The 13,561-nt window shown below is 69.8% G+C and carries 13 protein-coding genes; 7 read left to right on the top strand and 6 right to left on the bottom strand.

Features of this window, described 5'->3' with window-relative positions; all coding sequences use genetic code 11:
- Positions 1-480: 480 nt before the first annotated feature.
- Entirely contained in the window at positions 481-1,644 is a 1,164-nt protein-coding gene (locus AB0N02_RS36160; protein ID WP_363956098.1) for a hypothetical protein, read from the bottom strand.
- 412 nt (positions 1,645-2,056) lie between these two features.
- Here AB0N02_RS36160 and AB0N02_RS36165 point away from each other — a divergent pair, with 412 nt between their 5' ends.
- The 5 genes from AB0N02_RS36165 (at position 2,057) to AB0N02_RS36185 (ending at position 4,508) form a co-directional block, all read left to right on the top strand.
- On the top strand, positions 2,057-2,305 hold the full coding sequence (locus AB0N02_RS36165; protein WP_363956101.1) for a hypothetical protein: 249 nt from the start codon (positions 2,057-2,059) through the stop codon (positions 2,303-2,305).
- A gap of 7 nt (positions 2,306-2,312) precedes the next feature.
- Positions 2,313-2,495 (top strand): hypothetical protein, encoded by a 183-nt coding sequence (locus AB0N02_RS36170; protein WP_363956104.1) that lies wholly within the window; start codon positions 2,313-2,315, stop codon positions 2,493-2,495.
- Positions 2,496-2,622: 127 nt separating this feature from the next.
- Positions 2,623-2,745, top strand: a complete 123-nt coding sequence (locus tag AB0N02_RS36175; protein WP_363956107.1) for a hypothetical protein — start codon at positions 2,623-2,625, stop codon at positions 2,743-2,745.
- Complete coding sequence (locus AB0N02_RS36180) at positions 2,742-3,929, top strand: methyltransferase domain-containing protein (protein ID WP_363956110.1); 1,188 nt, start codon at positions 2,742-2,744, stop codon at positions 3,927-3,929. Before AB0N02_RS36175 ends, AB0N02_RS36180 begins: the two co-directional genes overlap by 4 nt.
- A 102-nt stretch (positions 3,930-4,031) precedes the next feature.
- Positions 4,032-4,508: a lamin tail domain-containing protein gene (locus tag AB0N02_RS36185; protein ID WP_363956113.1), complete on the top strand. Its 477-nt coding sequence runs from the start codon at positions 4,032-4,034 to the stop codon at positions 4,506-4,508.
- A 200-nt stretch (positions 4,509-4,708) separates the two neighbouring features.
- Here AB0N02_RS36185 and AB0N02_RS36190 read toward each other — a convergent pair whose 3' ends face one another.
- The gene (locus tag AB0N02_RS36190; protein WP_363956116.1) at positions 4,709-5,146 is read right to left on the bottom strand and encodes a hypothetical protein; all 438 of its coding nucleotides are present in this window, start codon (positions 5,144-5,146) and stop codon (positions 4,709-4,711) included.
- A gap of 334 nt (positions 5,147-5,480) precedes the next feature.
- Between AB0N02_RS36190 and AB0N02_RS36195 the strand changes: the two genes are divergently transcribed.
- Complete coding sequence (locus tag AB0N02_RS36195) at positions 5,481-6,869, top strand: hypothetical protein (RefSeq protein ID WP_363956119.1); 1,389 nt, start codon at positions 5,481-5,483, stop codon at positions 6,867-6,869.
- Positions 6,870-7,132: 263 nt separating this feature from the next.
- Here AB0N02_RS36195 and AB0N02_RS36200 read toward each other — a convergent pair whose 3' ends face one another.
- A complete protein-coding gene (locus tag AB0N02_RS36200) occupies positions 7,133-8,311 on the bottom strand; it encodes a hypothetical protein (RefSeq protein ID WP_363956122.1) in 1,179 nt (392 codons plus the stop codon).
- Positions 8,312-9,036: 725 nt separating this feature from the next.
- Here AB0N02_RS36200 and AB0N02_RS36205 point away from each other — a divergent pair.
- A complete protein-coding gene (locus AB0N02_RS36205; RefSeq protein WP_363956124.1) occupies positions 9,037-9,402 on the top strand; it encodes a hypothetical protein in 366 nt (121 codons plus the stop codon).
- Between the two features lie 723 nt (positions 9,403-10,125).
- Here AB0N02_RS36205 and AB0N02_RS36210 read toward each other — a convergent pair.
- From AB0N02_RS36210 to AB0N02_RS36220, 3 genes are all read right to left on the bottom strand, one after another.
- A complete protein-coding gene (locus tag AB0N02_RS36210; RefSeq protein WP_363956127.1) occupies positions 10,126-10,254 on the bottom strand; it encodes a hypothetical protein in 129 nt (42 codons plus the stop codon).
- 254 nt (positions 10,255-10,508) lie between these two features.
- The gene (locus AB0N02_RS36215; protein WP_363956130.1) at positions 10,509-13,094 is read right to left on the bottom strand and encodes a tetratricopeptide repeat protein; all 2,586 of its coding nucleotides are present in this window, start codon (positions 13,092-13,094) and stop codon (positions 10,509-10,511) included.
- On the bottom strand, positions 13,091-13,441 hold the full coding sequence (locus tag AB0N02_RS36220; protein WP_363956133.1) for a hypothetical protein: 351 nt from the start codon (positions 13,439-13,441) through the stop codon (positions 13,091-13,093). Before AB0N02_RS36220 ends, AB0N02_RS36215 begins: the two co-directional genes overlap by 4 nt.
- Positions 13,442-13,561: the final 120 nt, after the last annotated feature.

Raw genomic sequence — 13,561 nt, forward strand, 5'->3', positions numbered from 1 at the left:
GTACCTTGCGAACAGCAACCGCGCAGGCGAACTGCCCGGCGGGGGCGTCTACGCCGAGTACGACGTCTACCCGCGCGCCAAGGCACCCGGCGGGACGCCCACCGTCTTCCACCGGCTCTGATTTCGCCATCTCGACGGTCTCCCGGCTCGGACCGCGGACGCGTCGTTTTCTGCCGCCGCTGGAGCTGACCTGCGTCGGCGTCCAGGCTTCCGGCGTGAATTACCGATTCACCTGAAGTAACAAGGCGATCACTGATAGACACTTTGTCGGTGGGTGCGGCTGCTGGTGGGGGCGCCGGGCTCACCCGAGGGGAGGACGGGACCATGGTCGCCGGCACGCGCCAGCCCCAGATCGCCCGTCCCCCTGCCGCGTACCCCTCCGTCGTACGCCGCACCCTCACACCGTCGCCCACGGCCGTCACGAGCCTCCGCATCAGCCGCCCGGGCGCCTGTTCGAACATCTCACCAGCGCCCTCCGGTTCAATCGGCCGGGGGCGGCTCCGCTGTCTCGGGAACCTCCGTCAGCTCGATCGGGCCGATCGCCAAGGCGCCGCCGGTGTTCCGGGGAGGCTGGAGGAGCTGCCGGAAGACATCGTCGAACCATGCGGTCGCCTTCGGGGGGTCGAGGATGGCGGCGCGGTTGAACCAGTTGTCCGCCGCCCAGTCCTCTCCCTTGTCCTGGTGGATTTCCGCCAGCCGGTAGGCCGCCTCGGCGTGCCCGGCGTCCCCGGCCAGCCGGTAGAAGAACATCGCGACGCTGAGCTTGGCCGGCCCGGCCCGCTGGTAGTGGCGGCCGTACCCGCAGGCGAGCTCGGCGGCCGCCCGCGTCTGCTCGGGATGGTTGAACACCGAGACCGCTTCGGCGTGCCCGGCGTCCCCGGCCCGGCGCAGCCACTGACGCCCCTCCTGAGGCCAGCCCCGCAGCAGCGCGACGACCGCCAGCCGCATGCAGTCCTGGCCATCACCCGGATCGCTGTGGCGCAGCAGCCGGGCCCCGGTCCTGCCGTAGACCCGCAGCAGGTACTGGGTCTCATCAGGCAGCGGCGGCTCACAGGCGGCAGCCGATTCGGGAACCGCCGCCCTGCCGGCCAGATCAGCGGCAGGCCTCCGGGCCGCTGCCGTGGCGACCGGCGACGCGAACGGCAGCGCAGGTGGCGGCTCAGCTCCCGGCCGCGGAATTGACGGCACACCGGCAAGCGGCCCGGCCGCCACGTTATCGTCGTCGCCCGTAACCGAAGGCTTCGGGGCGGCCCCCGCGGCGGGTAGCGGGGCCGGTTCGCTCGTCCGGGGAGCGGCCGGAGGGCCCGGAGGATCAGGGCGCGCCTCCTTAGCGGCTCGCCAGCGCTGATACCAGGCCTGGGTGTCGCCCATGGCGCTGACGTCCAGGCGGGTCTGCTCGGCGGCCAGCGTGCACGCGGTCACGAACGAGATCACCCACGGCCATTCCGGCACCTTCTTGCGGTTGCCGGTCAGGACGTCGTGGGTGGTGCTTTCGGCCAGCTCCCTGAGCGCTCCGGGGTCACAGCCAGCGGTGCGCGACAGTTTGCGCAGATGAGCAAGCGTGGGCGAGCCAGCCAGATCGTACAGCTCCTTCAGCTGTCCGACGAAGGCGCACAGCGCCGCAACGCGATGTTGTTCAGCCATCGCCCCTAGCCGGAAAAGACAGTGATCGTTGATCAACCGATAGTGATGGCTGTCATCTTGGCATCACCAGACGGTCAAGCTGGGGGAGATCGCATATCCCGCCTCGTCCGGGACCAATCGGCGGTTGACCTGCAGGGGAGACCTCGGACCGGCCCGAACGACCCCGGAGCGCCCCGGAGGACTCCGGAAGGGTCCGGATGAAACCGGACGAGATCGAAAACCCCGGGACAGCCACGAAGCCTCGAGGGTGAAGACCCGCGAAAGCAGAGGCACAAAAGACGGTTTCGTCCCGATAGCGGGCCAGGTGCTCCGGACTCGTCCGGAGATGTTTGGAGCGCTGGCCCCGCTGCACGCCGCTGCCGCAGGCTGGACCCCATCCCCCCAACCCCGCCAACGATGGAGGCGACCCGCCATGCCGTGCGCCGCTGCCCCGCACGCCTTCTTGCGCGTCACCGGCCACCGACGGCCCGGCCCGCCCCCGTCGCCCTGGACCTGCGATGAGGACCAGCTGCTGGTGCTGCTGGTCACCACGTGGGCCCTGATCAGCGGCCGTATCCCGCCCAACCGGCCCGCCGATCAGCTCACCGACACCGAGCTGATCGCGTTCTGGGCCGACGACCAGACCGCCACCGGCAGCCCGCCGGTGCCACCGCAGGAGTGAACCATCGATGTTTTCCCTCACCGGGCTTGTCGTGCTCACCGTCACCGCGTTCATCGCGGCGATCGCTTGTGCCCTGACGCTGGCCGCGGGCGCTTCCTGGCCCAGCGCCCTGCTCGGCGGCGGCGCCGCAGGCGGTGTCACGCTGGGAGTGCTGCCCCGGCTGCTGGAGGAGCGGCGCGACGAGGACTGACCGCCCCTCGGGGCAAGGGCACCGGCTGAAGGGGCGGGGAAATGTCTCCCTGCGGTCACCGGGTGCGACGTTACGCTTACCGGCGACCGCCCCGCGTCCCGGGGCCCGGCAGGGAAGGAAGACGCGTATGGGAGAGCACGAAGGCAAGCCGAGGCCGGCCCCGCAGCCTTACGAGATCCCCACCCCGGACAAACATCAGTCCGACGGCCGCCCCGATGACGGCAAGCACGAGAAGCCCCCGACGAAGTGAGCCGCGCGGAGCGGGAACGGCAGCAACTCCGCGATGCCTTGCTGGCCTCCGGCGCCATGGCGCCGGACTGGGTACAGGCGTACGACGCGGTTCCCCGGGCACTGTTCCTGCCCGAGGTGATGTGGCCCGCGGTCGACGGCCGGCATCCGGCCGTCGTCAAGGGCGATGACCCGCAGGAGTGGGAGCGCTGGGCCGCGCGGGACGTGTCCATCGTCACCCAGTGGGACGACGGCCGCCACGCCGGGACCGAGCCTGGGGACCGGCCGAGCAGCTCCAGCTCGATGCCCGGTGCGGTGTTCGCCATGTTCGCCGATCTGTCGGTGGTCGACGGGGCGCGTGTCCTGGAGGTGGGCACCGGCACCGGCTGGTGTGCCGCGCTGCTGTCGGCCCGCCTGGGCGAGGCGAACGTCGTCTCCGTCGAGGTCGACGCCGCGGTGGCCGACGCCGCGCGCAAGGCCCTGGCCGCGGCCGGCTGGCACCCGGAGGTCGTCACCGGCGACGGCCTGCTCGGCTGGCCCGAGCGGGCACCGTATGACCGGGTCCTGGTGACCGCCGGGGTCCGGCAGGTACCGCAGGCGTGGATCGACCAGATGCGGCCGGGCGGCGTGCTGGTGATGCCGTGGGGCACCCGCTACAGCGGCCAGGACGCCATCGTGCGCCTGGTCGTCGATGGCGACGGCAGCGCGAGCGGGCGCTTCACCGGGCTGGTCCGCTTCATGCAGCTGCGCTCCCAGCGCCCGGCCTGGAGCGCCAAGGACTACCTTTCGGGGGGTGGCTGGCCGGCCGACACGCGTGAATCGGAGACCGCCGTCGCGGCGTCGTCGATCCTGCCGGGCGATCTGTACTCGCCGGTGCCGTTCGTCATGGGCCTGCTGGTGCCCGACTGCGCGCACAGCTACGGCCGCGACAAGGACGGAACGCCGGTCCTGTGGCTGTACGGCCTGGCGGACCGGTCGTGGGCCGCGGTCTACTTCTACGGCGACACCACCCGCTGGGCCTCGCAGGTCTACCAGGGCGGACCGCGCAGCCTGTGGGACGAGGTCGAGGCCGCCCACCGTTGGTGGAGCGAGCAGGGACGGCCGGGGCATGAGGAGTTCGGGCTGACCGTCACCGCCGACGGCCGCCAGCAGGTATGGCTGGGCGAACCGTCCGCGCTCGTGCCACAGGCCGTGACCGTGCGCTGAACCGCCCGCTGTTCACGGGGCTCCGCCTTGCCTGGTCGTCAACCCGGCGGCCTGGCGGGCCGTCCTTCAGACGTCCCGTCCTTCCTGCGTTCGGAGAAGTTGGTGCGTTTCCTGCCCCTGCCCCTGGCCGCTGTGCTGTCCGCCACCGTGCTCGTCCTCACCGCGCCTGTCCAGGCCGCCGCGGTGCCCGCGATCCAGATCACGCGCATCTGGTACGACTCTCCCGGGTCGCCCGACTCCGGCGCCAACAGCAGCCTGAACGGTGAGTACGTCCGGCTCACGAACACCACCCGCAAGGCGGTCAGCCTCACGGGCTGGACCGTCCGCGACGAGACACGCCGGGCCGATCACGTCTACACCTTCGGCACGTTCACCCTAGGCGGTGGTAAGACGGTCACCTTGCGGACCGGCAAGGGCCGCGACGGCGCCACCACCGTCTATTGGGGCAGGAGCGGGGGAACCCTGGCCTACATCTGGAACCAGGCCAAGGACACCGCCTACCTGCGTAACCCCTCCGGGACGCTGGTCGACTCCTGCTCCTACAACTCCTCCAGGGCCGACTACATCAACTGCGCCTAACCCTCAAGACCGGCACCGTCGCCTCTGCCCGGCCCCTCGTGCCGGGCGGGGCCGCGCGAACTCCACCCCGCACGGAGTTCCCTTCTTTTCCGCCGGTCGCGGGGTTCTTCTTCGCTGAACTCCATGGGGGACGGAGTTGGCCAGATGCCAGGCCGACCTCGGCGCGGCCGGATGTTCCACGCTGAGGCCGGTGGCCGGCCTCAGCGGTCGCCGCGCCCGAAGCATCGCGCGACCTGCGCGACGTCCCACCCGGCCACCTCGGCGATCTCCTCGTCCGGGGTGTGCATGCTTCCGAGCCAGTCCTGCAGCGCGCTGGCCAGGCTGGGCGGCACGCCGTCGGTTGCCGACGGTTCGACTGGCTCGAGGCCCTCGGAGATCGGGTCGATGTGCCGCCAGCGGTTATGGGGATCCAGGCGTGCGCACGCCTCGTCGTAGCCCTGCAGGCCGCCGAAGCCGTGCGCGAGGCGAGTACCGGTACGCCAGTCGAGGATCTCCCACTCATCCCCGTAGAGCTGACCACCGTTGATGATCTGGCCGCCCGCTGCTTCGATGTCCCGGATCGCGATGAGCTCGGCCTCTTGGTCGGTGGCGTAGGCCTGCAGAATCTTACGGACGTGGACACGGAGGGCGTCCGACATGGGAACTCCTTGATGGTTCGAGGTGTGGCCCGGCGTCGCCGTACAGCTGGCCCGTCCAGAGTCGACCACTACGGCACATCGCCTTTGGACGATTGCCCAGAACCCGCATCGCCCCAGCGTGTCTTGGCCTCCCTGTCACGCTTCGCCTCTGCAGACGGCGTGGCCGGGGCAGGGCCGGGGACCGCGTCGCGGGGCGCCTCATGGGTGCTTCGGGTCCCATCGCCCTGCATGGCCGGGCCGTTGCCGGCCGCTTTCTTCGCGTTCCAGGCTCAGAACGAAGAGGTGCATCGTATGCTGTAAATACCTACAGCAGCTTCACCTTCTAGGGGACAACATGGCGCTGTACTTCTACCGTGCGGTCGCGAACGGCTTTCGCACCGACCACCCGATTCCGGACCTGCCGTTCGTCAACGACTCCCACATCCCCGTCGACGACGCCGAAGCCGTGGAGGCGGTCGGCCGCGGCAAAGACGAAGGCATGTGGGGCCGCGAAGACCCCTGCCCCGACGGCGGATGGGTCGCCTACACCACCGACCCCATCCGCCGGGACCTGGCCTGGTGCGTACGCTGGCACCCCGAGCACGGCCGCTCAGTGGTGCTCTACCGCAACACCGACGGGGCCAGCGTGCATACCGTGCTGACGTTCAACCCGGCGCTGCTGTTTCGCGCCGGCGGCTACTGGTGGGACGGCACCGCCTGGTATCGGCCCGGCCAGGTCTGGGACCGCGCCAGCGAGACATACGTCCGTCGGCCGGTCCCGGCGTCCGCCACCGTCTACGTCTCCGACCTGCTCGCTTCGGCCGCCGATCCCGGCAAGGGACAGATACTGCAGATCATCGACGTTGACGCCGACGCGCCGTTGCAAGGCCGCTGGCTCGACGACCTGGCCCTGTGGGCGGCCCGCCGCACTGGGGAGCGGCCTTTGTCGCGGTGCGTGGCCAGCCTCACCGCCTCCGAGCTGACCGGTGACCAACTGGTTGGAATGGCCGAGATGGCCACGATCGGCGGGGTGGCCGACTCGACCCTGCGTGCCTACATCTCCCGCAGCGAAGGCGATGTCCCTCTGCCCCAGGCCACCGTCGGCGGCCGCAGCATGTGGGCGCGGCCGGTCGCCGAAGAGTGGGCCGAGCAGCGCCGCCGCTCCCCTGAAAGCGTGCAGGAGGCGATCTCGACCGTACATGGCGGATCGGCGCCTGTCCCGGTGGGGGTGGCCGAGCTCTGGGACCGCTTCACTCGCACCTTCACCTCGGTCCTGTGGGATCACCCCGAGCGACGTAAGCGCTGGGCGCTGCGCTGGCGCACCCAGGCCGCCGTCCACGAACTCGCTGAGGACCTCGGCTGGCGGGTCGCATCCGACGTGCGGGCGATGGTCCCGATCGGGGCTTTGGCCGACACCCTCTGCTGCGCTGTACTGCGCGAGTTCGCCCGGGGACAGCAGCTGGAGGCCGGCCTCGACCGCGCCCCCGAGCGGTCCTACGCCTTTTACGGCATCATGCCGGGTGTGGCCCGGATGCTGGACTGGCTGATTCGCCACGAGCCCGCCAGCGCCGCCCGAGCCATCGGGGAGATCATCGGTGATGCCGAGCGGGAACTGAACATCCCTCGTCAGGTCAGCGAGCGGTCGCTGCGCAAGGCTTTGGCCCTGGACGGCAAACTCGGCAAGGACGCCCGTGAAAAGTTCCTGGAGCGGGTTTTGAGCCCTTCGAGCACCGACGACATGTAGAAGGTTTTGCCGCACCGAGAGGCCGCCGCACAGGTTCCCCTGACGGGCGGCGGTACCGATCGCGCGCACCACGGTCATCAAACACGGCGGATGGGCGCTGATCCCGTTTGCGGAAGGTTCACGGACCCGGAAACCCGTAGCGGGCGGCAGCGGCTATGACACAGCGGTCCGGAGCCACCCCGGGGTGGCGGGGTGGACCCCTGGGCCTCTGGGCCTCAGACAGCGCCCCGCGCCCTGCGGTGATGCGACTTCCCTTCCCCTGGTCAGTCGGGGGAGTCCAGCCAGCCGTGGCGGCGCAGCGTCGGGGCACGCTGGTTACACCACGCAGAGCAGTAGCGCCGGATCCCGTTGGTGGTGAAGTTCGTCGCGATCAGAGGCTGGGCGCAGACCAGGCAGCAGCTAGGGGGGACGGTCGCGGCGAGGTCGGCTAGGAGGTGCTCGGTTCCGGCGAGCTGGTGGGGCAGGGGATCGTCGTCAGCGCGGCACCCCTGGTAGGCCAGCAGAGTGGCGAACGCGGCGCGCAGCTCGACCAGGTCGCGGCGCCGGACACCGAGCAGGGCGAGGTAGTCCTCCAGCGGCCAGGTGATGAGCGTCGCGACGCGGCTGAGGTAGATGCCGACCTGGTCGATGTGGTGGGTGTCGGTGTAGTCCATCAGGGTGTAGCCGAGCAGCTGCTGGATGGTGACCAGATCGAAGGCGTGCACCCGGCGGGTGCTCTTGAACTCGACGAGGATGCCGTCGGCGATCAGGTCGGCGTCGGCCGCGACGTGAACGCTGCCGTCGAAGGTCGGCCCCGGGCGGCACCGCTCGGCCGATGTCCGCTCCCGGAGCCGGGCCAGGGTCCCATTGCTGGCGGCGTGCATCTGGGCGAGCAGATCGTCGACCAGATGGCGGTGCGGCACGGCCAGCAGCGTCTTCAGGGTGAACGTGCCGGGGTCGGCAAGCGCGCTCTTGTACAGCGGGGTGTCGGGGAAGGCGAAGGGGTTGCGGTAGTTGAGGGCGTACCAGGCCGCGGCCAGCAGCATCCGCGCAAGGCGTTCTTCGTCGTCGTCGGCGCGCATCATCGGCTGGTCGCGGTCGTCGAGCTGTAGTTCGGCGACGGTGGTGGTGAGTTGTTCGGCGAGCTGCCGGCCGACTTCGGCGATCGCCTGCCAGGGCTGACATCTCAGGAATCGGGCGGTGATGCGGGAGTTTTCGATCCCGTCTGCGGTGGCGGCGTCGACCGGCTCGGCGCAAGTGAAGGCGAGCCGTAGTCGCTGGTCGATGGCGGTGCCCACGGTGCCGGCCTCGTAGCCGACTCCCTCGCCGGGCAGGATCGGTGGACGGATCGGAAGCCGGGCCCGATAGTTGGCACGCAGCGGGTGGCTGCCCGCTGACAGTTCCCGGTCCAGGAACCGTCGCAGCGGTGTACGCGGCGATTTCAACCCCTGGGTGAGACTCATCTGTTCACGCTAGGCACGAGGGCGGCCCGCGGTGAGGGGCGGCACGGAGCCTTTACCGATGTGGGAGCAACCTGGGGAAATGGCCGATTCGTGAGCATGGTCGGCGGGTGGGGCCGCTTCAAGCCGTCACAACCAGGGCCCCAGGGGGCGGCTTGACGGGCGGCCGCGCCGAGGTGCTCACGGCCCGGGCTGGGCCTCCTGGGGGAGCCGCCGGAATACGGCAGAAAGACACCGCGCCGGGCGGCTGACCGGACAGAAACCTGAACTCTGTCCGGTTTCCCACCGTGATCGTCACAGGTCAAAGTCCTGATGACAGCGTGTACGCCAATGCGGCCACGGCCTCCTGCCTCGCTGCCCCCAGCCGAAACCGAGCTCTGACCGCCCGACACACAAACCCTGCGTGACCTGGGACGACGGCTCCGGAATGTACTTCATTGCAGCACTCTTACCGACAGACCGAAGCGCACCGAGCGCAGCGAGGAAGCGCAGGACTTGACCGGCGGCAAGCGTCGGCCACCTGGGTGCCCCGGGGCCGGGGGCAGGAACACCTACCTCCTCTGCTCCCGGCTGCGGGACGGAGCCGAGGAGCGTACCGTCACGGACGTGACCATGACCGGCTCTCGCCCGTGAAGGGGTCCCCGATGAACGAGGCGTCACCGATCGAGTCGCGCGGGGCTCGGCGGTTTCGGCTGGCGGCCCAAACGGCCGTGATTGTCCTGGGAGCGGTGCTGGTAGTGGGCCTGCCGTTCTCCGATCTGCTGACGTGGGCCACCGCCCCGAAAGGACTCGGGCAGTCGGGCTTTTGGGCGTGGCTGGTGACGCTCTGGCTGACCGGCGCCCCCGCCGTCCTGGCGCTGGCGGCCGGAGAGTCATGGCGGCGCGGTCATCGCGCCCACAGGCTGATCGTCGGAGCCTGGGCTGTGATCGCCATCTCCGCTGTCGTCCAGTGGGGGAGCGACGCCTCCTGGGCGGAGCCGGTCCTTCGATGTGTCGTGCTGGCCATCATGCTGCTGATGCTGCGGCCGATTGCCCCTCCCGCCCCCGGGACCCTCAGGTCTGACACCGCCTCACCAAACGGATATACGACGTAAAGAAGCACACATCGCACACCAGACGACAAAGCGTTACCCCCGTTTTCGGGCTCCGCCGTTCCTCGGCAGCCGGTTGCGTCGTGGCGGCTGCGGCGCCGTGGTGAACAACGAAACCCGGGCTGCTGGTGTGCAGCCCGGGTTCCTTTACGTCGTAGATCAGTTAAGAGGTGAAGGAAGTCAGTACTTTGTGAGTGCAGGCCGGAAAAGATAGATGTGCGGCTGTCACCCTGAAAGAGGCCCTGAGAGATACCAGCTGTACAGTGTGCCGCTCCAGCAGTTGAGGTAGAGGGTCCAGGGCTCCGGCCGGGCATAAATCACCGAGCCGCCACCGTATATTCCGTTGGAGCACTGAATGATGGGGAGGAACCTTCCGCTATAGACGGTGCAGGTCACCGTCCATGCGTGGGTTGTGGTGGTGACGGTGCTGCAGGAGTAGTCAGATTGCGTAGCGGATGAGGCGAACGGCTGGGCATGGGCGGTTGCCGTTCCCAGCAGCATGGCCGCCGCACCGGCTGCGGCCATGACACCCAGTTTCCCAAGGGATCTCACAGAGGCCTCCTTAAGACAAATGCTGTAAACGAGGCATGCCTAACAGCGAAGGCCGGTTAGGTAAACCGGTGCAAGTCAGATCAAAACGGGCTACTCGCTCTCGAAGATTCAGCCGACCGATAGCTGGCTGACTAAGCAGGCGTACCAGGTCGATTCGCCCTAGATCGAGCGGCTTCAGGCGTCGCGGTCCCACCCGGTCGCCGCCCGGCCCGTGAGTGCCTGCACCGCCGCAGCGGCGGCCGCCTGGACTGAGGCCTGGTCGCGGGCCACGATGCCGCCGAACACTCCGAACTGCGACCTCAAGGTCGCCGTCCGGGCCGTGCAGGCTCCACTGGCCGTCGACGCGGACCAGGCACACGTCGGTGTCGGCGTCCTCCTCCCGAGCGTGCCCCCAGCCCCAAAGTGGAGTGATCATTGCAGGTCACCCCAGGTGACGGCCTCTCGTCGCCGATGCGCGCCTGTTCGGATGATCGACCGTAGAGCCTCACGCGCACGGTCGTCCCCGCGCTCGCCGACCGGTGGGAGCGCGCTCATCATGCGGGGGACCCATGAATTTCTCACGGGTCCCCCGCGGGCGCGCCTCCAGGCCGGGCCGCTCCCTCAACCGCGTCGGTGAGGACCGTGTGCGTCGTCAGCGTGTCGGGGTGGTCGGGCCCGAACACCCGCTCGTGGTCGGCGACCGACCGTTCCAGCAGCGGGATCGCCTCGGCGACGCGCCCGGCGGCGTAATAGGCGTACGCGAGGTTCCCGCGCGCGATCACCACATCCGGATGATCAACCCCGCTCACGCGCTCGCTGCGCGCGACGACCCTCCTGAGCAGCTGGATCGCCCGGGAGAGCTCTCCAGCCCCGGAATACGCCATGGCCAGGTCGTTCTGGGACGCCAGCGTGTGCGGGTGATCACGGCCGAGCGCCCGGCGACGGTCGGTCACCGTCCGTTCGAGCAGGGCGATCGCCCGCGCGAAGTCCCCGGCGGCGAGATGGGCGGAGGCCAGGCTGTTGCGGCTGGTGAGGGTCACCGGATGGCGGGCGCCGAGCAGCCGCTCCTGGTCGGCGACGGTCCGCTCAAGCACGGAGATCGCCTCGGCGTGGTCACCCGCTGCGGTGTAGGCGAGGCCTAGGCTGTGCCGCAGCGCCAGCGTGTCGGGGTGGTCAGGCCCGTTGAGCCGCTGCCCGTCCGACAGCGCCCGCAGCGCGTAGCCGAGCCCGCGCTCCACCATCCCCTGGTCAAGCAGGTACTGCGCCGTGTCGTTCCAGAGCACCAGCGGCGGTTCCCGCTCCACGTCGGCGAGATGGCCCGCGACGGCGTCGATGTGCGGCAGGAGCTCGCGCCAGACCGGCTGGCCCGCCGGATCGTGCCACTCGGGGACGGCCGACGACAGGAGCACCACCGCGACGTCCAGCGTCTCTCCGGCCGGGAAGACCTCTTCCTCCTCGACCTCGTCCACGTCGCGACCGACCGCCTGGACGAGGGGATCGACGCGTACGGCTGAGCCGTCCAGAGCGATCAGCGAGTGCTCCTCCAGCGTGGCCAGCGCGGCGTCCAGCACGTCGGCGGGGAACATGTCCCCCTGGCGGAAGAGGTCGAGCGGGATGCCGCCCGGCGCGTACCAGGACATGATCCGCAGGATGGCCTCGGGCAGGATGCCCTGCTCCTCCCGCATCCGGGCGAAGGCGACCCGGCAGGCCGTCGCGACAGTCTGCGCGTCGGCGCGAGGATCGGCGCCGGTGAGGTCGGAGTAGAAGAGGGACGCGCTCGACTCCAGCCGTTCCAGCCTGTCGTCGTCGGTGGTGGCCTCCGGCGGCCAGTAGTGGGTGAGCAGCTTGTCGTCAGGCAGGATGACGGCCAGGCTCTCACCGGGCCGGCTGTTGATCCACTGGATCGCGTTGAGCGCCCGCCCGCTCATCGAGCCGAGGACATTGCCCACCGCCTGCATCAGCAGCGCCTTGCGTCGTAGTTCCGCGGGGTCGACGAGGCTCCGGTAGACGAGCTGCACCTCTGATGTCACCGCGGTGGCCCGGGTCTTGCCCCAGGGATGCGTCTCCATCGGCAGCAGCACGTCCACGAGCCCTGGCACCCGGCTGTACTCCCGCAGGCCGACCGCCTCCGCGGGGTCGTCGCCGTACTCGGTCAGGTAGCTGGCCCGGTCCAGGAAGGACAGCAGGCTCACCGCGAACTCGATGCCCACCAGCCGCAGGTCCCGCGCGACGGACGCGCCGGCGTCGGCGGCGGACATCATCGCGAACCTGTCCGCTTCCAGCTCCAGGCTGTGCGCCGGCCAGTAGTCACGCAGGTAGGTCTCGACCACGGCGGCGCCGCCCGGAGACTCCCGCACCCGGTCGAAGGCCTCGCCCGCGAACCACGGGGACTCGTCGGCGGGACGGCCAGCCGCGTGCAGGTGACCACGGTAGACGTGCGACAGCTCGTGGCCGACCAGGAAGTCCATGGCGCCCCGGGCGATCTCGAACATCACCGGGGCCAGCGTCTCGTCATCGTGGACCCCGATGGCCATCCTGAACCGCTCGCCCTCGACCATGGCGCACATGCCGTACGCGATCTGCTGGTGCAGGTAGGGGTTCGTGTGGGCCGTGTCGAGCAGGACCCGCGGGAAGTCCGGGTGCGTCCACGGCTCCTCCAGGCCCGGAAACGCGCGGCCCGCCACCACGACGAGCTGCGCCAGGACGAGTGACAGCGCCCACATGTCCTGCACCACATAGCGGCCCATCAGGACCAGGTAGCGGCTGTCTGCCCACTGCTGCACCGAGGCGTGCGGCCGGTAACGGTAGTCCGTGGCGAACAGGAACTTGTGCGTCCCATCGAGTCCCATGAGCTTGCTCACTCGCGTGAACGACCTGGACAAGTGGATGACGCAGGACGCGGGCTCCGCCGGGGTGAAGCGGATCGTGCCGGGCTCCAGATCCGCGCGCAGCCGCGCCGTCTCCTCCGCCGTCGCCCCGCAGAGCGCGGCCAGTTCCTCCGCGGTGACGTCGTTGGCGTGCAGCGCCCGGTGGAAGGCCGCGCGATCGGCGAACCCCTGCTCGACCTCCGCGGCGGTGCGCAGGAACGCGCCGCCGCGCTCGGAGCGCTGCTGGTGCTCCGTGATCGCGGCGACGAACGGAGCCCAGTCATCCGGGCCGGTCATTCCGGTGGAGTCTCCACGAGGGCCGCCGGGTTCGCGCAGAACCGGTCGGCGCCGATCCCGACGATGGCCCTGGCCACGGTCGCGGCGGGCACGGGCACCTTGCCGACGGTCGCCACGATGAGGTCGGCCAGGACGACGACGAGGTCACCGCTCCTGCCGTCCGCGGCAGCGGCCAGGTCGGTGAGCCGCGGGCACACGGCGTCGCGCAGCAACGTCAGCACGCGGAAGAAGCGGATCGCGTCAGGGAGCTTGGCGCCCCCGATGGGGCGACCGATCCCCGTGGCCTCTTCGATCTGGACAAGGGCGTCACGCAGGTCGTCGTCGGACACAGAATCCCTTCCGGTCATGCTCGCCTTCCTTGGTCATCTGCTCGGCGACCGCGGGCGTTACCCGCGGTCAGCGCATACGAGAAGATCGGTTCATGAGTGGACGTGGGGTAGTTGTCACCGGTGCGTCGCGTGGGATCG

Origin of the sequence: Streptosporangium sp. NPDC051022, assembly GCF_040683035.1 — a bacterium.
Classification (GTDB): Bacteria; Actinomycetota; Actinomycetes; order Streptosporangiales; family Streptosporangiaceae; genus Streptosporangium.